We start from the raw sequence: 22,435 nt of genomic DNA on the forward strand, positions 1-22,435 counted from the left end.
ATGGCCGATGTAAAAATAGAAAACGTAATCAAACGCTACGCCAATGTTCAGGTCATGCATGGGGTGGATGTAGACATCAAGGATGGCGAATTTGTTGTTTTGGTCGGCCCGTCGGGCTGTGGCAAATCAACCCTGCTGCGCATGCTGGCCGGGCTTGAAGAAATCACCGACGGAACCATTTCGATTGGCGGGCGCATCGTCAATGACGTGCTTCCCAAGGAACGAGATATCGCGATGGTCTTCCAAAGCTATGCCCTTTATCCCCACAAAACGGTATATGAGAATATCGGTTTCCCGCTCAAGATGGCCAAAAAGCCGGAAAGCGAGATCAAGGAAAAGGTGACAAATGCCGCAGAAATTCTTGACCTTGCGCATCTGCTGGACCGTTATCCCAAACAGCTTTCCGGTGGTCAGCGCCAACGTGTTGCCATGGGGCGCGCCATTGTCCGTGACCCGCAGGTTTTCCTGTTTGACGAGCCGCTTTCAAACCTTGATGCCAAACTGCGCGTAACCATGCGTGTGGAGATCAAGGAACTCCATCAGCGCCTTGGCACCACGATTGTCTATGTCACCCACGATCAGATCGAAGCCATGACCATGGCTGACAAGATTGTCGTGATGCGCGACGGCCGGGTTGAGCAGATCGGAACGCCGCTTGATCTTTATGACTATCCGACCAACGTGTTTGTCGCCGGTTTCATCGGGTCGCCCTCAATGAACTTTGTGCATGGGAAAATTGGCGTGACCGATGGCAAGAAGCATTTTGAGTCTGATAACGGCTTGATCCTGCCGATCCCCGAAACAACCGCCGAAATTGGTCAGGGCGTTACTTACGGCATCCGTCCTGAACATATCGATATCGGGGATGCCGGTATTGCGATGAAGGTTGTGGTCGTCGAACCAACCGGCTCGGAAACCCAGGTTGTCGCCAAATCCAATGGTGATCTGATTGATGCGCTTGTCAAACAGCGCATCACGGCCCGTCCGGGTTCTGAGCTTTATTATGTGATTGATCCGGCCAATGTGCATCTGTTCGATCGCGATACCGAACAACGGATCTAGGGGCCAAACATGGACCTACCTTCTGCGGTTATTTTTGACCTTGATGGTTGTCTGGTCGACAGCGAACCACTGTCGCTGGAAGTCATCGCGGCCGAGATGAACTGTCTTGGCATTAATGACGTCACCATCAATTACGTACGCGAACGGTTTCTCGGTGTCTCGATCCAGGATATCTGCAAGCACGTTTCTGAACGGCTTGGCAAAGCCTGCCCGGATGATTTCACCCAACGGGTCGAAGACCGGCTGCTGGGAGAATACAAAACCCGACTGCGCCAAATCCCCGATGCCGAAAACCTGTTGCGAAGCTTGACCGATGCCGGTGTGAAAACCGCCCTGGCAACTGGAAGCTCGCTGCGTCGAATGGGGGCAACACTTGATATCTCGGGGTTTGATGTGCATTTCGCCGGGACGGCGTTCAGCGCCGATCAGGTCACCAATGGCAAGCCGGCCCCTGACCTGTTCCTGCTGGCGGCCGAAGGTATCTCTGTCCCGCCCGAAAACTGTGTGGTGATTGAAGATTCCCCACACGGCGTAAAAGGGGCGCGGGCGGCGGGGATGACTGCATTGGGCTTTGTCGGCGGCACACACTTGCATGACATCCGCGCAGATCAAAGTCAGGTGCTTCTTAATGCCGGGGCTTTGGAGATCTTTGAAAGCCTTCAGGAAATTGGCGACGAAATTCTACGCAGCCTTAAGTAAACTAATGCTATGACGTCACCACTAACACCGTGTTACCGGCTTCGATTTCAGCGATAAAGGCTATGGAATGACCTTTCTTGGTATTGACCTTGGAACCTCTGGCGTCCGTTTACTGCTGATCGATGAAGACAGCCAACCGATCGGAGCTGCGGAACGCGCCTATCACGCGGCACATCCGCATCCAGGTTGGTCGGAACAGAACCCGGCAGACTGGATTGCCGCCCTGGAAGAAGCCATCGCAGAGCTTCGCGACAACTACCCACAATTTTCGGCCCTGCGCGGCATCGGCGTTGCAGGCCATATGCATGGTGCAACGCTTTTGGATGACGCCGGTCGCCCACTTCGCCCATGCATCCTGTGGAACGATACGCGGTCCCACACCGAAGCCGCCCGTCTGGATGCCAAGGATCAGGTACGTGCCATTTCCGGCAACATCGTCTTCCCGGGCTTCACCGCCCCCAAACTCGAATGGGTGCGCGAACATGAACCGGAAATATATGCCAAAACCGCCAAGGTGCTGCTGCCTGCGGCTTACCTCAATTTCTATTTGACCGGCGACTATGTCGCGGACATGTCTGATAGTGCCGGCACATCATGGCTTGATGTCGGCAAGCGGATCTGGTCCGATACCCTGCTTGATGCCGGGAACATGCGCCGCGACCAGATGCCACGCCTTGTCGAGGGCACAGAAGAAGCCGGTCGCTTGCGCCCCGCCCTTCTTGATGCCTGGGGGCTGACTGAACCGGTATCGATTGCAGGTGGGGCTGGTGACAATGCTGCTGCTGCCTGCGGTATCGGCGCACAGGATGAAGGGCAAGGTTTTGTCTCTCTTGGCACTTCGGGTGTGTTACTTGCATCTCGGGCTGGTTATCACCCGGCACCCGAAACGGCGTTGCATACATTCTGCCATACCATTCCGGGGCGCTGGTATCAGATGGGGGTCATGCTTTCCGCGACAGATAGCCTTAACTGGCTTGCCCGAATCACGGGTCAAACCCCAATTGAATTGACCTCTGAGCTGGGTAAAAACCTCCAAAAACCGGGTTCGGTGCGTTATCTGCCTTATCTATCGGGTGAACGCACCCCGCACAATGATGCTGAAATCCGCGGCAGCTTCACCGGCCTTAGTACAGAAACCGGCCGTTCAGACCTGACACGTGCAGTCCTCGAAGGCGTTGCCTTTGGCCTGCGTGACAGTTTCGAGGCGCTTGTAGCCACCAATGCCAAATTCGATCAACTGATTGCTATTGGCGGCGGTTCGGCATCCCGCTACTGGATTGAGCTGATTGCAACCATCCTTGGCGTCCCATTGTCGCTTCCCAAAAGCGGCGAGTTTGGCGCTGCCCTCGGTGCTGCACGCCTTGGCATGACTGCTGCTACGGGCATGGCACCAGACACCATCATGACCATTCCAGAAGTACGTGAAATGATCGAACCCAGTCACCCTCATCGCAACGCATTCGAAGACGCCTACGGAAAATTCCGGGCCGCCTATACGGCAATCAAGGCCTCGCAGTAGACTGCATCAACATTGATTGCGAATTGATAAATCGAGCACAAGTACCAACTATCGCTCCATACCCACGAGTTATGATAATTCGGGCAGTTGCTAGATCAGACTGATTTTTGCGGGAATATATAGAGCGATGGAGCAATGAGTACGTTCTGTAAGCACTGCCCCTGTCAGGTATCACAAAAGGTGACATCCGACTTATGGCGCAATCAATTGCCAACGGAAAACTGACGCGCTTCGTTTACCGGACACGTTTACAGTTTGAGGGTTGAACATGATTTCTTCCTTGCACAGTTCTTCGGATATCGTCCCCCCAATAAACTTGGTCAACGTCAACGTTAACTGTCTCAGTGCAATCAATTGAAGCTCAAGCTCCTAGTCACTTGACCACTGTCAATAATCAGGAATCTGCGATGGAATATGAGAAGCATTATGGAAAAAATGCTTCGCACATTTCTGTTGTTTCTGATCGCACTTTCCCTGACCGGAACCGGTGTTGTTCAGGCTATTGCTCAGGTGACGAAGCAAACTGCAGCTTCTGACCTTGTTCAAATCACGATCTGCAGCACAGACCAGACTCCCGTGACAATATTGATCGACCGGAACGGCAACAAAGCACCCGCACCTGTCGAATGCGATTACCCAAATTGCATGAACTGCCTGAGCGGATCTGCATTCCAGCTTCCAGACCCTATTGGCGTGCCCGAACATGACCGCAAAGTCGTTCTGACGATCTTCCCCATGTCATTTGACCACGCCGGCGCAACACGGACTGCACCGGCGACGGCACGCGCGCCTCCGCAAAAGGTTTGAATTCATGAACATCCCATTTGCCCCACGTCATCTTCAGACCAAATACACGGCACCCAGAGCATTGATGCTCCTGCAGTGTCTTCTCGTCATTGCTGTTGTTTGTCTTCTTTCTTCAGTGCTGTGGGTTTCCCGGGCAAACGCGCAAAACAAACCTGTTCTGGCGCAGTTCATTGAAAAAGTTCCCGCGCCGTCCCTGGTCGAGGGCGCTGATGGTTATGGTCCGGTTCAAAAAGACGTGCCTGTCGCACCGGTTCTCAAGAACGGTGAGCAGATCGGCTGGGCTTTTATTACCTCTGATTTTGTTGGCACCACCGGCTATTCCGGCAAACCGATCCACGTCATGGTCGCTGTTGACTCAAAGGCCCGGATCATCGGTGTCAAACTGGTCAAGCATTCCGAACCGATCGTCCTGATTGGCATTCCAGAAGAGCGGATCGCGTCACTCACCGAGGGATATGTCGGCTTTGACCTGGTTGCGGCAACAAAAGATGCAGACCACGAGCTGAATATTATTTCCGGTGCAACGGTGACCATTATGGTCATCGATGACTCGATCCTGCGCTCGGGCATCAAGGTTGCGCGCATGCTCGAACTGGGTGGATTGAGTGCCCCCGAGCAATCCAATGCAGCACAATTCAAAATCAGATCAGATGCGACCGCCCCGGAAGACTGGTTCAAACTGGTTGGTGACGGGACAATTCGTCGCATGTCACTTGATGTCGGTCAGGTGAATGACGCTTTCGCCGCGATGGACGATCCAAGAGCGCTTGAGCGGCCAATTGAAGCCCCCGCCGACGAAACCTTCATCGATATGTATGTCTCGCTTGTCAGCATCCCGGCCATTGGCAAGGCAACACTTGGCGAGCGTGGCTACAACAATCTGAAATCATGGCTCAAGGACGGAGAAGAAGCTGTTCTTGTGACCGCGCGGGGACAGTATTCGTTCAAGGGTTCGGGATATGTCCGCGGCGGATTGTTCGATCGTATCCAGCTCATCCAGGGCGATATGTCGGTACGTTTCCGCGACCGGAACCATCGCCGTGTCGGCGACATCATGGCCGACGGGGCACCGGAATTCAAAGAGATGGATCTGTTCAAGATCCCGGCAGACAGCAACTTTGATCCAGCGCAACCCTGGCGCTTGGAACTTCTTGTCCATCGCGATGTCGGCGCGATTGAGCGTCTCTATACCACCTTTGACATCGGCTGGCAGCCGCCAGCCAACTACCTCACTAAAGTAGCCCTACCGGCGCGGGAAGCAGACAAATCGAGCGGACCCAGCTTCGCAACTGACGAACAGGCTGCCAAAACCGCCCTTTGGCAACGGATCTGGCGCGACAAAACTGTCGAAATTGTTGTGCTCAGCATCATGTTACTTGTTCTGACCGCCGCGTTTTTCTTCCAGGGCTTCCTGACACGTTCTGCAAAATTCACCTTCTGGTTCCGAATTTCGTTCCTGACGGTCACGCTGGTGTTCCTTGGCTGGTACGCCAACGCGCAGCTTTCCGTTGTCAATCTTATGGCGCTGACCAACTCGCTTGTGACGGGCTTCACCTGGGAAGCGTTCCTGCTTGATCCACTGACCTTTATCCTGTGGTTCTCGGTTGCGGCGGCGCTGATCTTCTGGGGGCGTGGTGCCTATTGCGGCTGGTTGTGCCCGTTTGGCGCGCTTCAGGAACTGACCAACCGGATTGCCAAATTCTTCCATGTCCCGCAATGGACGCTTCCGTGGGGGCTGCATGAACGGCTCTGGGCGGTGAAATACATCATCTTCCTTGGCCTGTTTGGCACCATGCTGGCCTCCATTGATCAGGCGGAGAAACTGGCCGAGGTCGAACCCTTCAAGACCGCCATCATCCTCAAATTTGATCGGGCATGGCCGTTTGTTCTTTACGCCCTTGTCCTTCTTGGCGCCGGGCTTTTCGTCGAACGGTTCTATTGCCGGTATCTGTGCCCATTGGGCGCAGCCCTCGCGATCCCGGCGCGTATGCGCATGTTTGACTGGCTCAAACGCTACAAGGAATGCGGCAGCCCCTGCCAGAGCTGCGCGCATGAATGCATGGTTCAAGCCATCCACCCCACAGGAGAAATCAACCCCAACGAGTGTCACAACTGCCTTCACTGTCAGGTGCTGTATCAAAGCGAAAAAATCTGTCCGGTCGTGATCAAGAAACTCAAGCGGCAGGAAAGCCTCTTGGCAAGCACGGAAGGCGCACAAAAAGCGCTTAACCGGACCCGGACGACCAAGCAAAATCTCAAGGAGAAGTCATGATGTCTGACAAAACATCCAAACCCGGAATCAGCCGACGTGATCTATTTGGCGTTGCCGCTGGCGGTGCTGCCTTTGCCGGCGCGGCAGGTGCTGCACGCTTGGCAGCAGTCGGTGGCGCAACCGGTGCTGCAACAGCCCTTTCGATTGGCAGCGCCCAGGCTTCAACCGGCGCAGAGGCAAGCCTCGCCCCCGGTCAGCTTGATGAGTATTACGGTTTCTGGTCGTCGGGCCAGACGGGCGAAATGCGCATTCTGGGTATCCCGTCCATGCGTGAACTTATGCGCGTTCCTGTTTTCAACCGTTGCTCGGCAACGGGTTGGGGGCAGACCAATGAAAGCCTGAATGTTCTTACCGAGAACATGTTGCCCAAAACCAAGGAATTTCTCGCTGCCAACGGCAAGAAGATCCATGATAACGGCGACTTGCACCACGTCCATATGTCCTTCACCGAAGGCAAGTATGACGGCCGTTTCCTGTTCATGAATGACAAGGCGAATACGCGTGTGGCGCGTGTGCGTTGCGATGTCATGAAGGCTGACAAGGTCCTGGAAATCCCGAACGCAAAGGCCATTCACGGCCTGCGTCCGCAAAAATGGCCGCGTACCAACTATGTCTTTGCCAATGGCGAGGACGAGACGCCGATGGTCAATGACGGCAAGGTACTTGATGATCCGTCGCAATATGTGAACTTCTACACTGCAATCGACGCAGACGAGATGCAGGTCGCATGGCAGGTCATGGTATCGGGCAACCTTGATAATACCGACGCCGACTATGACGGCAAATATGCCTTTTCAACCAGCTATAACTCGGAAATGGGGATGAACCTTGCGGAAATGACCGCGTCCGAGCTTGATCACGTTGTTGTCTTTAACATCAAGGAAATCGAAAAAGGCATCGCAGCAGGCGATTACATCGAGCTGAATGGCGTTAAGGTTATCGACGGACGCAAAGGCAAAAACAAAAACTACACCCGATATATTCCAGTCCCCAACAGCCCGCATGGCTGTAACATGGCTCCGGACAAAAAACACCTTTGCATCGCGGGCAAACTGTCCCCGACCGTTTCGGTGATTGATGTCACCAAGCTTGATGCTGTGTTCTACGACGGTGCAGAACCGCGTTCCGCCGTTGTTGCCGAACCGGAACTGGGTCTTGGTCCGCTACATACCGCATTTGACGGCAAGGGCAATGCCCTGACCACCCTGTTCCTCGACAGTCAGGTGGTCAAATGGAACATTGAAAAAGCCGTGCGTGCCTACGCTGGTGAAAATGTCGATCCGATCATCAAAAAGGTCGATGTCCATTACCAGCCGGGCCACAACTCCACCTCGATGGGGGAAACTCTGGAAGCTGACGGGAAATGGTTCATTTCAATGAACAAGTTCTCCAAAGACCGCTTCCTGAATGTCGGCCCGCTTAAGCCAGAAAACGAACAGCTGTTCTCGATGCAGGGCGATGATCTGGTTCTTATGCATGATGGTCCGACATTTGCCGAACCCCATGATTCGATCATTGTTCACCGTTCGGTGGTCACCCCGGCCAGTGTCTGGAATCGTCAGGATCCGATGTGGGCCAAAACCCGCGAACAAGCCGAGGCAGATGGCGTCGACATTGACGACTGGACCGAAACCGTTGTCCGCGATGGCAACAAGGTCCGTGTCTATATGAGTTCTTCAGCGCCGACCTTCAGCCTTGAGTCCTTCAAGGTCAAGGAAGGCGATGAAGTAACCGTCATCATCACCAACATGGACGACATCGATGACCTGACACACGGTTTCACCATGGGGGACCATGGCGTTGCATTCGAGGTCGGCCCACAAGCAACTGCATCGGCAACCTTTGTCGCCTCCAAACCGGGTGTCTACTGGTACTATTGCCAGTGGTTCTGTCATGCCCTGCACATGGAAATGCGTGGCCGTATGTTCGTTGAACCGCGGAGTTAACCTGTGATGTTGCGCCCCGTCATGATGATCTTGGCCATGGCTGTCTTGCCGCTGCAGGTTCTTGCGGCAACGCAATCTGTGCCGTCAACTGACGGGGCGCTGATCTCTGCCATCGCCGGGGCTGCCCCCGGCGATGTGCTGCTGCTTGATCCTGGGCCCCATCAAGGTCCCATAGAACTCGATAGGCCCGTCACCATTGATGGTCAGGGCAAAGCAAAAATTTATGGAAACAAGACCGGAAGCGTCATTTCTGTAACCGGAACAGATATCACCATCCGTGGGCTTGAGATCGCGGGTTCGGGTTCAGCACATGAAACAATTGATTCCGGCATCCAGCTCCATCGGACAGCCGCACGTATTCTGGTCGAGGATAACCGCATCCTCGGAAACCTCTATGGGGTTGATATTCACGGCGCCAAAAATGCCACGGTGCGCGACAATGTCATTATCGGGCGCCGCGATCACAGACTGAATTCACGTGGCAACGGCATATATGTCTGGAACGCGCCGGGAACACTGGTCGAAAACAACGAGATCCAGTTCGGGCGCGACGGCATTTTCGTGAACACCTCCAATCGCGGCGTCTTCCGAGGCAATCTGATGCGCGATCTGCGATTTGCGGTGCATTACATGTATGCCCATGATTCAGAAATCTCGGGCAATGTGTCGATTGGCAATCACCTTGGTTTTGCCCTGATGTATTCGAACCGCATTACGGTGCGCGATAATCTGTCTCTTGCGGATCGCGACCAGGGCTTGATGCTGAACTACACCAACAAGTCTGATCTGGTCGGGAATCTGGTACGCGGCGCAGGCGGGAAATGCCTGTTTATCTATAACGCGCATCACAATCTGATCGGCGACAACCGGTTCGAGGGCTGCCAGACCGGCATACATTTCACCGCTGGCTCCGAAAGCAATGCCCTGACAGGCAATGCCTTTATCGCTAACAAAACTCAGGTCAAGTATGTCGGGACCCGTGACGTCGAATGGAGTTTCGATGGCCGGGGAAATTTCTGGTCCGATCATCCGGTATTCGATCTTGATGGCAACGGCATTGCAGACAGCCGGTTCCGGCCAAACGATCTTGTCGATCATATTTTATGGTCCCAACCCGCAGCCGGAATGCTTTTGGGCTCCCCCGCCGTTCAATTGATCCGCTGGAGCCAGGCACACTTCCCCGCAACCTTGCCGGGCGGGGTCGTCGACAGCTTCCCGCTCATGAAACCGATCGAAATTCCGGTTCCCGAAGAAATCGTCTCCCTTGAAATGGCTGCTCGCGCCAATCCTGTCTGGCTGCGTGAAAGGACTGAAAATGTGTCTGACCCTCTCGCAAGTCACTAAACGCTATGATGATCATACCGTTCTTGATGCGGTTGGCTTTGATGTTGCCGCAGGTGAACGCGTTGCCTTGCTCGGCCATAATGGTGCTGGAAAGTCGACACTGATGAAGATCATTCTCGGCCTTGTCACTGCCGACGGGGGAACGGTTTCTGTCCATGGTCTTGCACCCGGAAGTTACCGGGCCCGCATGCAAACAGCCTATCTTGCCGAAAACGCGTCCTTTCATCCGTCGCTGACCGGACAAGAACAGCTTCGATATTATCTTCGACTTCGCGGCGAAGATCCCCGAAAGGCTGCATCGCTTCTTGAACGCGTTGGATTGGGGGCAGCAGCAAACCGCCGCCTTGGCACCTATTCCAAGGGAATGCGCCAACGTGTCGGCATGGCCCAGGCGCTTATTGGTGAACCGAAACTCCTGATCCTTGATGAACCAACAAGCGGTCTCGACCCGGTATCACGGCGCGAGTTCTATGTCATTCTTGATGAACTGGCAGCACAAGGCACAGCAATTCTTCTGTCTTCTCATGCCCTTACCGAGGTTGAGGCCAGAACTGATCGGATCGTCATTCTGTCGTCAGGCATAATGGTCGCAAACGATACCTTGGCAAACTTGCGTCAACAGGCATCGCTGCCTATCCGCCTTCAGGTATCCGCCCAACGCGGCAAGGCGGACGAGGTCGCCCAAAAGCTCTCCGGGGAACGCAGCAACGGCGTGATGGTCGATCTTGTGTGCAGTTCCCAGGAAAAGCTCGCACGTCTTGGCGATATCTCGGCACTGGGGCCATTGGTCGATGATGTCGATGTCATTCCGCCAAGTCTGGAAGATATCTATAGCCATTTCAGCAAACGGGGGAACGCATGAACAAGGTTCTGGCAACAGCCCATAGCGAATTTATCATTGCGCTTCGTAACCGCTGGGTGGCGATTTCTGTCGCGATGATGGTGTTGTTTTCGCTTGTATTATCTGCTGCGGGCAGTGCCCCGACCGGCGCAGTTGGTGTGGATAAACTGTCCGTCACCGTCGCAAGCCTGACATCCCTTGCGGTGTATCTTGTGCCGTTGGTTGCACTGTTGATGTCATTTGACGCAATCGCAGGCGAAATCGAACGCGGCACCTTGTCCCTTGTTCTGACCTATCCCGTCGCCCGCGGGGAACTGGTCCTTGGGAAATTCATCGCCCATCTGGCGATCCTGAGTATCGCCGTCTTGGCCGGCTACGGAATTGCCGCCGTCGCTGCGATTGCATCGGACCCCAATGCACTTGTTGGTATCCCTGCACTGTTTCGCCTGTTCTGGTCATCGCTTCTTCTTGGCGCAACTTTCCTTGGGATCGGTTATGGCATATCGGCATTCGCACGCAGACCCGGCGCAGCAGCAGGATTGGTGATCGGGCTCTGGCTGGTTCTGATCGTTTTGTATGATCTTGGCCTCTTGGCGGCCATCGTCGCCGATGATGGCGGAACCTTCACAACGCATTATTTTCCGTGGTTGTTAATCGGCAATCCGGCAGATGCCTTTCGGATCTACAACCTTGCCGTTTCGGATGCGACCGCTGCTGCAGCCGGCCTGACGGGAGCTGCCAATAGCATCCCCGCTGTTCATGCCCTGATATCCATGCTGATCTGGCCGGTGATTGCCACGGTCCTCGCCTGGCAGATTTTCAGGAGGGTGACATCATGATTTCCCGACTTGCGCTATCTCCAGTCACAATCGGCCTGCTTATTCTTGCCGGATGTCAGCAGCAGACGAAAGATACCATGCCGCCACCGGTCGCCATGACCGAAGAAGCTGTAGGACATTTCTGCCAGATGAACATTCTTGAGCATGCAGGCCCGAAGGCACAAATTCATCTTGAAGGTTTGCCCTACCCCCTGTTTTTCAGCCAGGTTCGCGATGGCATTGCTTATGAACGCATGCCCGAACAAAACTATAAAATCCGTGCGATTTACGTCACCGACATGTCCAGGGCCCATGACTGGGAAAATGTCGGACGAGAAAACTGGATACCGGCAACCAGCGCGCATTATGTCGTCGCTTCTGCCAAGACCGGGGGTATGGGGGCACCGGAACTTGTTCCCTTCTCCGATCAGGACGACGCCAAGAATTTCGTCAGTCGCCATGGCGGCCAGATAATGCGCCTTGAAGACATTGATGACGTGCTGGTTCTAAACAGTGCGCCCGTCACACCATCCGCCGAAACACACGAAACGGCGATCATGCCAGATGACGACGATTATCGTGCGCGTCTTGAAAAACTTCGCAAAGAATGAGGTCCGCCATGTCCGACTTTTCACGACGCCGGTTTCTGACCATATTTGCCGCCGCTGGCGCATTCTCGGCTGCACCGTTTGCATTAAAGGCACAGCATCCGGTCCGCACATGGAAGGGCGTTGCAATGGGGGCTGCTGCATCGATCAGCCTGTCGCACCCCAACGCTGACGATATCCTTTTGCGTGCAACCCGCGAACTTGAACGACTGGAAAATATCTTCAGTCTCTATCGGGAAAATTCCACGCTTGCACAATTGAATCGCGATGGTGTGGTTAACACTCCGCCTTTCGAACTTTTGGAATGCCTCGGACTGTGTGGGACCATAAACCGGGCAAGTGGCGGGCTTTTTGATCCAACGGTTCAGTCGCTTTGGCAAGTCTATGCGCAAAGCTATTCAGAAGGCCGGGCGCCCGAGAATGCATTGATCCGTAAAACGCTTTCAAGAACAGGCTGGGACAAGGTTGTTATCAATCAGAGCCAGGTCAGCTTCAAAAAACAAGACATGGCAATGACCCTGAATGGAATTGCCCAGGGCTACGTTGCAGACCGTATCGCCAAGTTGCTCCGAGATGACGGACTGAACAACGTCCTGATCAATACCGGCGAATTCGCGGCTCTGGGCGGCCACCCTGAAGGTAAAGACTGGCCTGTTTCAATCAATACCGGATCAGAAATTCGAAAAGAAAGGGTAATGTTGCGCGACAACGCCGTGGCAACATCACTGCCGAACGGCACCTTCTTTGATCAGGCGGGCCTTGTTGGTCACATTCTTGATCCTCGCACCGGCCGTCCCGCACAAGCACGCCCAACGGCGGTTAGTGTGACAGCAACAAAGGCAGCTGTGGCAGATGGGCTCAGCACGGCAATTTGCCTTATGAATAAAAGCGAAGCAGACAAATTGCTCGCACAGTTCCCAAGCGCAAAACTGGTTTAGCTTTGCCTCCCATACTTGATGACATTTCTGGCAAACGTTTGGAACGCCGCTGACCTAGTGGGCCAGTTCCAGAAGTACGTCACGATCAAGTATCTGCAGTTTCGGCCCCGCCGATATGGCGCCAGATGCTTCAAGTTTGCGCAAGGACCGGGAAAACGTTTCTGGTGTAATGCCGATCCGGCTGGCAATCTGGCGCTTATCGGGAAAGTTCTTGCCACTTGTGCCGTCGATGGCCGCGCCATTTCGGTCTTCAAAATCGATCAGAAACGCAGCAATTCGTTGGATCGGACGCGTATGACGCAGTTTATAGATTTCCTCAAGGAAGAACCGTTCCCACCGCAACAGGCTTGCCAGTACATCTCCGACAACGTCAGGCGCGCTTTTGAGGATGCCAAGATAGGCCGTGCGCGGAATGGCCACGATTTCACAATTCTCGACGACCTGACATTCGACGGGATAGGACCGGCCCGCAAAGGAAACTGCCTCCGCAAAGGAACCGGCCTCGGTCAGGAAATGCATCACTGTTTCATCCCCCTGCGAGGAGGTTTTCACAAGCCGCAAATGACCGGACAAAAGAATGTAGAAATATTCGGCCACATCACCGGCCCGAAAAAGATGTCCCCCCCGGATATGGCTTTCGACCTTGCATGTTCCCAGCAGTGTCTTTAGCCGTTCTTCCCCAAGTGCCGCCAACAGCGGCACCTGAAAGATTACATCGTGATCTGCGCTAGACAGCGACCTTGAAACCATCAGACTGTTCCTCCCTAGTTTCACTGCTTGATAAACCACACCACTCGGCCAGCATCTCGGTATCTGCAATACGGATGATGTACCCGTTGGAGTGTTGGGAAACGCCATGTTCCGACAACTTTTTAAGCGCCCGGGAAAATGTCTCGCTTGTCATGCCAATCTTGCGAGCCAACGCAGACTTTTCCATGGTAAGCGGCGTTTCATGCACATCTCCGACAGGAACGGCATCTGCAAGCAAATATATCCCCAAACGTTGGGCCGCTGACCGGCATTTGAGTTCTTCGGTCTGGCGCAACATTTGACATAGTCTTTCGGTTACGACCGACATCATGGTTAGTGCCCGATCAAAGTGCGCCGAGAGAAAATCGGCAAAGGCAGCTCCGTCAATCCGGATGGCGGTCGTCGCGTCCAGCGTTCTGATTGAAACGGCGTAACAGGCTTCAGGTGCGAGCGCACACTCACCTACAAGCTGTCCGTCACCCAGCAAATCAATAACACCGTCCTTGCCCTCCCCGTCCGTGTAGGACAACTCAACATGCCCATTCACAATCAGAAAAAGGGCTGATGCTGGGTCTCCGGCTTGGATGATTACCGTATCTGGATCATAGCGAACCCACGTACACAATGACGCCAGTTCCAGAATGTCGTCTTTCGGCCAGTTTTTGAAATAGCGCTCAGACTGGAGAACACCCGAGATTCGATCAATATCTCTCATTGTGAAGTTTCCATGGAAAACGCGGTTGTAGTTAAGCATTGGAACAAATCTAACATTCAACCGGCCGGGGTGGATTGTTCCATGTCAAACAAGTCCGTCAGGCCCATAAAACAAAATGCACCGTCCAGCAAAAAAGCCCCGCCAGTCAGCAGGGCTTTGTCACAGAAAACACGCGACGACATCGCCGTCACATTTTGCTACAGACTATTCGAAACGCGGGAACAGGATCGAATTTTCCAAATACATATGTGCAACAAGATCTTCGATCAGCTTACCGATCGCGCTGTACAACCTGCGCCACGAACCACATACCCCGTCAGGCAAGGTGCAATTGTTTGTCAATTTCTGCAGTTTGTGGATAGCTTGACCGTGATCGTCATGCTCTTCGCGCATGCAATGGATGGGCATGGCAAGTGCCGACGTAATCGAGGTATTCCTGCTCATTTCACGCATCGCCGGGAAAAGAACATTTTCCTCTTTCGTCATGTGCATATCAAGTTGCTCTGCCATTCCCATCAATGCATCTGCCAGCCCTACGGGCGCGTCCGGATGGTCACCATGCACAATTTCAATTTCGCGAGACAGCGCAATCAGTTCGATCAACTCATCGCGGTGAACATCATGATAGCGCGTAAGGATGAAATCGATAAACGCATCGACATCCCCCACATCGGGCAAGGTCAAAGGTCCCTTGGGAAGCTTGCAGAGTTCCCCGGCAATCACGCGGGGATCAAGTTCCTTGCGCTTTGCAGCTTCTTGAAGTGTCTGGTCAGGATGACAACAAAACCCGATGTGATGACGGCGAAAAACCAGCGTTGCGCCGGGGAAACATGAAATCAAGCCCCCCAGACTCTGATCAAGCAGTTCGGCGGGCTTGACGTCCAGTGTTGCCGTGTTCAACGCATCTTGCATAAAGGTGTCCTCCCTAAGATCGGCATCCAGCAAACAAAAGGGAGTTTAAACCAGCGACAATTTGGCAGATTGACGATGGTCAAATGGATTTATGCCAAAAAATGTTGCGGTCGGTTCTGTTTGATTATCACGTCAAAGTAACATCCTGTCGGGCTGTTACAACTAAGCGTAATTCCAATCTCACGGTGATTTGACAAACATCAAACGCCAACCCGCCCGGGCCAGTGATACTTCGCCCTATAAAACGCGGAGTATGCTGTGACAGAAAGCTATCCATCCTTTACGCCATTTTTGCTGGCAAACCCGTTCATACGCAATGCGCCAACCCTTTTGGTCGAGCGCATATGCCGCCACGCGATGGCGACGATGCATCATCGCTACAGACCGGTATTTGAACGGGTGGCCGAGCAAGAAGCATTCGCGTTGCTGATTTCTCCGACTGACCTGGATCTACAATTCTATTTAAAAATAGATGCCAATCATCCCGAACTCCGCCCCGCAAGACATAGCGAAGAAGAAACTGTCGCAGCACAGATATCAGGACCGTTACCCGCACTGCTGGAGCTTCTTCAGGGGACATCAGATGGTGACGCACTGTTCTTTTCGCGCACATTGCGGATCGAGGGACGCACCGAACTTGTTGTCGCACTTCGCAATGCCCTGGATGGAGAGACCATTGATCTGCGATCCGCTGTGGCTGAAAGCTTTGGCGTGATGGGCCCAGCAGCCAGGGCAGCACTTGGCCTTGCCGAAAAGATTTATCGACAACTTCAGCACGACATGAACCGGACGGCAGATGCATTGACGTCCCCCACCGCCAAACGTTTGCTCGGCGTGGAAAAACGCACATCCGCGCAAGCGGTCACACTGGCTGAGATCGAGAAAACAATACAAAGGCGAAACCGCCATACGCGCCCCAAACCATCTGGTGCGGCCAAGGATGATTTCGCGCTGCCCGTCAATCCCTGATCCACAACTATTCACAGGTTCAATATGGAACTCGTTTGTCCTGCAGGAACACCTGCCAGCCTGCATGCCGCCGTCGCGGCGGGTGCTGATGTTGTATATTGCGGTTTTCGGGACGCAACGAATGCCCGAAACTTTCCGGGATTGAACTTTTCACGTCCTGAATTGCGCGATGCCGTCAAACATGCGCACAAGCACGGGGTTCATGTCTATCTTGCCTGCAATACCTATCCGCAGGCCGGGGCGGAAGAAATCTGGCATAAGGCAGTTGATGATGCCGTGGCAATTGGTGTCGATGCTATCATCCTTGCTGATATCGGTTTGCTGCGATACGCGCGCGATCATCATCCTGACGCACGTTTGCATTTATCCGTACAGGCATCGGCCTCGAACGAAGAAGCCATTCGATTTTATCATCAGGAATTCGGTGTACGACGCGTTGTGCTGCCCCGAGTTTTGTCGCTTGATGAGATACGCACCCTAAATCAGCGCATACAGGTTGAAACAGAAGTATTCGCATTCGGCGGGATGTGCGTCATGGCCGAAGGTCGTTGTTCACTGTCTTCATACGCGACGGGCGAAAGTCCGAATATGAACGGCGTCTGTTCACCGGCAGCACATGTTCACTATGAAGAACGCGGCGACACGACAGTTTCCCGACTGGGGAACTTCACCATCAACATCTATGACAGCGATGAAAAGGTCGGCTATCCGACGCTGTGCAAGGGCCGGTTTCGTGCCATGGACAAATCCGGCTATCTGTTTGAAGAACCCACCAGCCTTGATGTCACCGCCATGCTGCCGGAACTGGCAGATGCAGGCGTTTCCGCGCTCAAGATCGAAGGGCGGCAACGCGGGAAGGCGTATATTTCGCAGGTCGTTGGCGCTTTTCGCACATCACTGGACAAGATCGCCGAGGGACAACTCAACGCGCGATCAAAACTCAGCACGCTGAGTGAAGGTCAAAGCGATACCACAGGTGCATACCGGAGAAGCTGGCAATGAAAAGATCGCGACTTGTTATGGGCCCGGTTCTTTTTCACTGGGACGAGGACCGCAAAAAGGATTTCTACAACCGCATTGCAGATGAAACCGACGTCGATACCGTCCATGTTGGCGAAGTTGTCTGCGCAAAACGGATGCCCTTCTTTGACAAGCACCTGCCTGACGTTATCGAACGACTTCAGCGCAGCGGCAAGGAAGTTGTTCTCTCTACACTCGCACTGGTGATGAATGAGCGCGAAGTTAATCAAATACGCGACATCGCGCAGATGCCCGACATTATGATTGAGGCCAACGATATTTCGGTTGTGCGCCTGCTCGCAGGTCAGCCGCACATGATTGGTCCCTACATCAATACCTATAATGAAGGGACGCTGTCCTACTTTGCCGAAAAAGGCGCTAAACGGATCGCCCTGCCATGGGAACTACCGATGTCCTCGATCGCAGCATTATGTGGCGCGCATACCGCGGCCGAGATTGAGGTACAGGTATTTGGCCGAATGCCTTTGGCCATTTCGGCCCGCTGCTATTCAGCACGGGCGCAGGGCCTGCACAAGGATGGGTGTCGGTACGTTTGCGGGGACCACCTTGATGGCATGGATGTCGAAACACTCGACGATACGCCGTTTCTGGCGGTCAACGGGTTGCAAACCCTGTCCAGCCACTATGTTGAAATGGCGGACAATATCGCACAGATGCAAAACGCCGGTGTGACAGCGTTCCGCCTGTCGCCACATAGTCTGGACATGACCAGGGTTTCGGATCTCTATCGTCAGGTTCTCGCGCGTAAAACCGATCCGGAAGAACTCAGGCACCGCCTGAGGGAAATGCGTTTCCCGATGGACTTTGCCAACGGCTTCTTGCACGAAGCCCCGGGCGCCGAGTTTCGTCAGACGCGCGCTCCGCAGGCAGAATAAGAACCACGCCAGAACCCACCATTAAAGAAAGGGCTGCAATCTTACGGATCGCAGCCCTTCAATACATTCACAATTCGGGGAGTTAGCATGACATTACATTGTGAACACCAGTCAGCATAACACTGCGATGGTGTCCACCCTTGACAATGATCAACTGGAAGCGCCCGAATGGAACCATGTCGGGAAGGGCACTAGATGTCCTCAATCCAGGTTTTCGCGGCGACCGCACGCGGCAAACCGACAGGTCCGATAGACAACATCGCAATCTGCAACAGATCTTCCTGTGCAATACCTTCGGCCTTGGCACGCCGGGTGTGTGAATGTACCGCTCCTTCCGAACCAATACCGATTGCAAGCGCAAGTTTTACAAGGCGGCGTTCCCGGTCCGTCAAAGGTCCTGCCTCTGCAGCGGCCTTACCAAGTTCAGCATAAGCCTTCCAGATATCGGGATACTGGTCCGCCAGTTTTCCGGCAGCACCGGGCATAGATTTAACCATAGGCTCTCTCCTTACGTTTGATCATCGTCAATCAGAGATGTCGGCTTGGCAAATTTCTGAAGAAGGGCGGGGTTAGTTATCTCTATTTTTTCTCCATTAACCGCGACCCCATATGCCTGAAGTGCCTTGAACGCGCGGCTGAGATTTTCGGGCGTCATCCCTAAAACCGACGCGAGTTGCCGTTTCTCCAGATCAAGATCGAAACTCGCCGGGGCACCATAGGCCCGGTGTCGGGACAGCAAATAGTTCGCCAGACGTTCGAGAGCTGTGCGCAACTTCAGGTTTTTAGTGGTCTTGATGACTGAACGGTAACAGGCGGCCAATTCGACGACAACCGCACGTGCAAAGCCTGCATCAAGGTCAAAAATCGCCCGGACATCCTGACTGGGGATCATGACAATCCGGCTTTTCTCCATTGTTCTGGCCGACATCAAATAGCGGGCATCGCGAATGGTGGCTGCAAGAATGAAAGTTGAAACCGGCTTGACGATCATGACGCTTGTTTCCCGGTTATTCCAACTGGAAAACAGATCCACCGCGCCTGAGACCAAAACATGAAGGAAATCGGCACCTTCACCTTCACCGATCAGGTCAACATGTGGTGGAAATGTTTGCAAATAAGCGCCTCGCATGAGCTTGGCATAGTTCTCGTCGCTCATATCAGCGAAGAGATCCAGACTGCGTACCTCCGGGAAGGTCGAATCGGACATTTTTTCCTCACTTATAACCCTGCGCAGAAACATGCCTGCTGCTTACTTGATATTTATCAAGCGGGCATTTGCTCTTGCTCTCTCTGTGTATTGAGGTTCGGCAAACCGCCGGACCACATACTTGGCGTGGCTGTTTATTTCACCGAAGCGTTCCACGTTTTCTGATTTAGATCAACCCTGACGAGGGTCCCCTCAAACAATGATCAGGCCATTCGGACACGCTCCAATGTAACGACAGATGCTCGAGGGGAATTGCCATGCATACGTTAAAAGGGGTTTCACAAACAGACCAATACCGTGCTCTGGGACTGAGTACTTTCGCCTTCACGGTATGCTTTGCGGTTTGGACAATCTTTTCCATTATCGGGGTGAAGATCAAACAGGAACTCGGCCTGAGTGATACACAATTCGGGCTGTTGGTCGCGACACCGGTTCTAACCGGCTCGGTCAGCCGCATCTTCCTTGGCGTATGGACAGAGCAATTTGGCGGTCGGGTTATGTTCCCACTGCAGATGCTGATTACAGCCGTCTGTGTCTGGCTCCTGACGTCCGTCCACAGCTATGAAATCTTTCTTGTTGCCGCCCTTGGTCTTGGCCTTGCTGGTGGGTCTTTTATCGTTGGTGTCGCCTATACGTCGCGCTGGTTCGAAAAGGAACGTCAGGGCACTGCGCTGGGGATTTTTGGCGCCGGTAACGTTGGCGCAGCCGTAACGAACTTTGCCGCCCCATTTCTGGTCGTCGCCCTTGGTTGGGAGGGGACGGCCCGCGTTTACGCCGTCGTCCTTGTCATCACAGCCGTACTGTTTTTCTTGCTGGCAAAAACCGACCCGGTCCAGCAAGCGCGCAAGGAATCTGGCGAAGGCCCGGTATCGGCCAGCTCACAGCTTGAGCCCCTTAAGAACATGCAGGTCTGGCGTTTTGCCACCTATTACTTCTTTGTCTTTGGTGCCTTTGTCGCGCTGGCAAGCTTTTTACCGCGCTACTATGTCGGCGCATATGGGCTGGAACTAACCACGGCGGGCGTCTTTGCCGGACTTTATTCTCTCCCCGGCTCGGTCTTTCGGGCACTGGGGGGCTGGATGTCGGACAAATGGGGTGCACGTGCGGTCATGTATCTGACCTTCATCGTCTCCCTGGTCGTTCTGTTCATCATGAGTTACCCGCAGACGACCTATCTGGTTTCGGGCATCAACGGACCCATCGAGTTTGATTTCGGTGTTTCAGTTGGCATGTTTGTCGCCCTGACAGTCGTTCTCGGCTTCGTCATGAGCCTCGGCAAAGCCGCCGTCTACAAACACATCCCGGTTTACTATCCACATCACGTCGGATCGGTTGGTGGTCTGGTTGGCATGATCGGTGGCCTTGGCGGTTTCTTCCTGCCAATCGCCTTCGGAGTGCTTCTTGATCTGACCAATGTCTGGACCGCGCCATTCATGCTGCTGTTCGTGCTGGTCGCGGTGTCCACGATCTGGATGCATGTCGTGATCCGCCGAATGGAACGTTCGCGTCATCCGGCACTGGCAGACGAAAAATACCTTTCAGATGTGCCCGACAAACCGCTGGAGAAACCGGCACCTGCCACTGGCAAACCATCGGGCGTTACCACCAAACCTGCTCAGTAAGACAAACCGGCAGAGCGCAGATTGCGCTCTGCCTCTCCAACAGTTTCATCGGGAGGTTCCCTTGGAAATCACGCACGCAGACAATGGTCAAAAAGGCGCTGTCCTGACCGATTGGCGGCCAGAAGATACAGAGTTCTGGTCAAGCAAAGGCAGTGCAATCGCCACCCGCAATCTCTGGATCTCCATTCCCTGCCTTTTGTTGGCGTTTTCGGTCTGGATGGTTTGGTCGGTTGTTGTTGCAAAGCTACCGGGCATTGGCTTCACCTACTCCACCGGCCAACTTTTCTGGCTGGCCGCACTGCCCGGTTTGTCGGGGGCAACGCTTCGTATTTTCTATAGCTTTATGGTGCCAATCTTTGGTGGCCGCGTCTGGACAACGCTGAGCACAGCATCCCTGTTGCTGCCAGCCCTTGGGATCGGTTTTGCCGTACAGGATCCCAATACGTCCTACAGTTGGTTCCTTATTCTTGCACTGTTGTGCGGGTTCGGGGGCGGCAACTTTGCCTCCTCGATGGCAAACATCGCCTATTTCTATCCGAAAAGAACAAAGGGCAACGCCCTGGCCCTGAATGCCGGACTTGGCAACCTTGGTGTTTCGGTCATGCAGTTTGTGGTCCCGCTTGTGATCACGGCCGGTGTGTTCGGCACCTTGGGGGGTGCCGCCCAAAGCGTTGCAGGTGGCGGCGAAATCTTCTTGCAGAATGCGGGTTTTATCTGGGTGCCGTTCATCGTGGTTTCGACCATTGCTGCCTGGTTTGGCATGAACAGCATCGCGGATGCCAAAGCCAGCTTCAAAAAACAATCGATCATCTTTAGCCGCAAACACAACTGGATCATGTGCATCCTCTATACCGGCACATTTGGCAGTTTTATCGGGTATTCCGCTGGCTTCCCGTTGCTGATGAAAACCCAGTTCCCGGAAGTCGATGCCTTGCAATATGCATTTCTTGGCCCGCTGGTTGGTGCGCTGAGCCGTGCAGGTACAGGATGGATTTCTGACAAGCTTGGTGGCGGTCGGGTAACGTTCTGGACCTTTATCGGCATGATTATTGCCGTTGTCGGCGTCCTTCAATTCCTGCCGCTTGGCGGAACGAGCGGCCATTTCTGGGGCTTCTTTGCCTGCTTTATGGCTCTGTTCTTCCTGACCGGTGTCGGTAACGCATCAACCTTCCAGATGATCCCGTCGATCATGCGTCAGGAAATCCCGCGCCTGATGCCCGATGCCGATCAGGCCACCCAGCTCAAACAGTCGGAACTCGAAAGTTCCGCGATCATAGCCTTTACCAGTGCGATTGCAGCCTACGGCGCATTCTTCATTCCCAAAGCCTATGGCACCTCCATCGCGCTGACCGGTGGTCCCGCAGGTGCGCTTTGGTGCTTTGCCGTCTTCTATGCGGTCTGCCTTTCGATCACCTGGTTCTACTACAGCCGCAAGAACGCACCGGTTTCGTGCTGATCACCCAAAATTGCCCCTGCCCGACCTAACCGGT

At 54.0% G+C, this 22,435-nt stretch carries 21 protein-coding genes; 16 read left to right on the forward strand and 5 right to left on the reverse strand.

Going from position 1 to position 22,435, the window contains the following annotated elements:
* The 11 genes from ugpC (at position 1) to FHI25_RS01585 (ending at position 12,854) form a co-directional block, all read left to right on the forward strand.
* Positions 1–1,062 (forward strand): sn-glycerol-3-phosphate ABC transporter ATP-binding protein UgpC, encoded by a 1,062-nt coding sequence (gene ugpC, locus FHI25_RS01535; protein ID WP_210514374.1) that lies wholly within the window; start codon positions 1–3, stop codon positions 1,060–1,062.
* A 9-nt stretch (positions 1,063–1,071) separates the two neighbouring features.
* Entirely contained in the window at positions 1,072–1,761 is a 690-nt protein-coding gene (locus tag FHI25_RS01540; RefSeq protein ID WP_210514377.1) for an HAD family phosphatase, read from the forward strand.
* 67 nt (positions 1,762–1,828) lie between these two features.
* Positions 1,829–3,280 carry a xylulokinase gene (gene xylB, locus FHI25_RS01545; protein ID WP_210514379.1) on the forward strand — a complete coding sequence of 484 codons (1,452 nt, stop codon included), beginning with the start codon at positions 1,829–1,831 and terminating at the stop codon, positions 3,278–3,280.
* 426 nt (positions 3,281–3,706) lie between these two features.
* Positions 3,707–4,087 carry a hypothetical protein gene (locus FHI25_RS01550; RefSeq protein ID WP_210514381.1) on the forward strand — a complete coding sequence of 127 codons (381 nt, stop codon included), beginning with the start codon at positions 3,707–3,709 and terminating at the stop codon, positions 4,085–4,087.
* 64 nt (positions 4,088–4,151) lie between these two features.
* A complete protein-coding gene (locus FHI25_RS01555) occupies positions 4,152–6,359 on the forward strand; it encodes a NosR/NirI family protein (protein ID WP_210514383.1) in 2,208 nt (735 codons plus the stop codon).
* Entirely contained in the window at positions 6,356–8,305 is a 1,950-nt protein-coding gene (gene nosZ / locus FHI25_RS01560; protein ID WP_246878854.1) for a TAT-dependent nitrous-oxide reductase, read from the forward strand. The genes FHI25_RS01555 and nosZ overlap by 4 nt, the downstream gene beginning before the upstream one ends.
* A 6-nt stretch (positions 8,306–8,311) precedes the next feature.
* Complete coding sequence (locus tag FHI25_RS01565) at positions 8,312–9,649, forward strand: nitrous oxide reductase family maturation protein NosD (RefSeq protein ID WP_210514385.1); 1,338 nt, start codon at positions 8,312–8,314, stop codon at positions 9,647–9,649.
* Positions 9,621–10,511 carry an ABC transporter ATP-binding protein gene (locus tag FHI25_RS01570; protein ID WP_210514387.1) on the forward strand — a complete coding sequence of 297 codons (891 nt, stop codon included), beginning with the start codon at positions 9,621–9,623 and terminating at the stop codon, positions 10,509–10,511. The genes FHI25_RS01565 and FHI25_RS01570 overlap by 29 nt, the downstream gene beginning before the upstream one ends.
* On the forward strand, positions 10,508–11,329 hold the full coding sequence (locus tag FHI25_RS01575; RefSeq protein ID WP_210514389.1) for an ABC transporter permease subunit: 822 nt from the start codon (positions 10,508–10,510) through the stop codon (positions 11,327–11,329). The genes FHI25_RS01570 and FHI25_RS01575 overlap by 4 nt, the downstream gene beginning before the upstream one ends.
* The gene (locus tag FHI25_RS01580) at positions 11,326–11,919 is read left to right on the forward strand and encodes a nitrous oxide reductase accessory protein NosL (RefSeq protein ID WP_210514391.1); all 594 of its coding nucleotides are present in this window, start codon (positions 11,326–11,328) and stop codon (positions 11,917–11,919) included. The genes FHI25_RS01575 and FHI25_RS01580 overlap by 4 nt, the downstream gene beginning before the upstream one ends.
* A 125-nt stretch (positions 11,920–12,044) precedes the next feature.
* On the forward strand, positions 12,045–12,854 hold the full coding sequence (locus FHI25_RS01585; RefSeq protein ID WP_282597574.1) for an FAD:protein FMN transferase: 810 nt from the start codon (positions 12,045–12,047) through the stop codon (positions 12,852–12,854).
* 54 nt (positions 12,855–12,908) lie between these two features.
* On the opposite strand, the gene FHI25_RS01590 is transcribed toward FHI25_RS01585, so the two are convergent.
* The 3 genes from FHI25_RS01590 to FHI25_RS01600 all read right to left on the reverse strand — a co-directional run bounded on the left by FHI25_RS01590 (position 12,909) and on the right by FHI25_RS01600 (position 15,264).
* Positions 12,909–13,604, reverse strand: a complete 696-nt coding sequence (locus FHI25_RS01590; protein WP_210514395.1) for a Crp/Fnr family transcriptional regulator — start codon at positions 13,602–13,604, stop codon at positions 12,909–12,911.
* Complete coding sequence (locus tag FHI25_RS01595; RefSeq protein ID WP_210514397.1) at positions 13,582–14,319, reverse strand: Crp/Fnr family transcriptional regulator; 738 nt, start codon at positions 14,317–14,319, stop codon at positions 13,582–13,584. Before FHI25_RS01595 ends, FHI25_RS01590 begins: the two co-directional genes overlap by 23 nt.
* A 204-nt stretch (positions 14,320–14,523) precedes the next feature.
* Entirely contained in the window at positions 14,524–15,264 is a 741-nt protein-coding gene (locus FHI25_RS01600) for a DUF542 domain-containing protein (protein WP_210514399.1), read from the reverse strand.
* Between the two features lie 225 nt (positions 15,265–15,489).
* On the opposite strand from FHI25_RS01600, the gene FHI25_RS01605 reads away from it, so the two are divergent.
* The 3 genes from FHI25_RS01605 to FHI25_RS01615 are packed head-to-tail and all read left to right on the forward strand — an operon-like array spanning position 15,490 to position 18,116.
* Positions 15,490–16,200 (forward strand): SCP2 sterol-binding domain-containing protein, encoded by a 711-nt coding sequence (locus FHI25_RS01605; RefSeq protein WP_210514402.1) that lies wholly within the window; start codon positions 15,490–15,492, stop codon positions 16,198–16,200.
* A 24-nt stretch (positions 16,201–16,224) separates the two neighbouring features.
* Complete coding sequence (locus tag FHI25_RS01610; RefSeq protein WP_210514404.1) at positions 16,225–17,202, forward strand: peptidase U32 family protein; 978 nt, start codon at positions 16,225–16,227, stop codon at positions 17,200–17,202.
* Positions 17,199–18,116 (forward strand): U32 family peptidase, encoded by a 918-nt coding sequence (locus FHI25_RS01615; RefSeq protein ID WP_210514406.1) that lies wholly within the window; start codon positions 17,199–17,201, stop codon positions 18,114–18,116. The genes FHI25_RS01610 and FHI25_RS01615 overlap by 4 nt, the downstream gene beginning before the upstream one ends.
* 191 nt (positions 18,117–18,307) lie before the next feature.
* Here the strand turns inward: FHI25_RS01615 and FHI25_RS01620 are convergent, their stop codons facing one another.
* Together FHI25_RS01620 and FHI25_RS01625 are read right to left on the reverse strand one after the other, a co-directional pair.
* Positions 18,308–18,613: a carboxymuconolactone decarboxylase family protein gene (locus FHI25_RS01620; RefSeq protein ID WP_210514408.1), complete on the reverse strand. Its 306-nt coding sequence runs from the start codon at positions 18,611–18,613 to the stop codon at positions 18,308–18,310.
* Positions 18,614–18,624: 11 nt separating this feature from the next.
* Positions 18,625–19,323 carry a helix-turn-helix domain-containing protein gene (locus FHI25_RS01625; protein WP_120224407.1) on the reverse strand — a complete coding sequence of 233 codons (699 nt, stop codon included), beginning with the start codon at positions 19,321–19,323 and terminating at the stop codon, positions 18,625–18,627.
* A gap of 257 nt (positions 19,324–19,580) precedes the next feature.
* Between FHI25_RS01625 and FHI25_RS01630 the strand changes: the two genes are divergently transcribed.
* Together FHI25_RS01630 and FHI25_RS01635 are read left to right on the forward strand one after the other, a co-directional pair.
* Positions 19,581–20,945: a nitrate/nitrite transporter gene (locus FHI25_RS01630; protein ID WP_063088761.1), complete on the forward strand. Its 1,365-nt coding sequence runs from the start codon at positions 19,581–19,583 to the stop codon at positions 20,943–20,945.
* 61 nt (positions 20,946–21,006) lie between these two features.
* Positions 21,007–22,401 (forward strand): NarK family nitrate/nitrite MFS transporter, encoded by a 1,395-nt coding sequence (locus FHI25_RS01635; protein WP_246878856.1) that lies wholly within the window; start codon positions 21,007–21,009, stop codon positions 22,399–22,401.
* Positions 22,402–22,435 lie beyond the last annotated feature (34 nt).

This window comes from Thalassospira sp. ER-Se-21-Dark (assembly GCF_017922435.1).
GTDB lineage: Bacteria > Pseudomonadota > Alphaproteobacteria > Rhodospirillales > Thalassospiraceae > Thalassospira.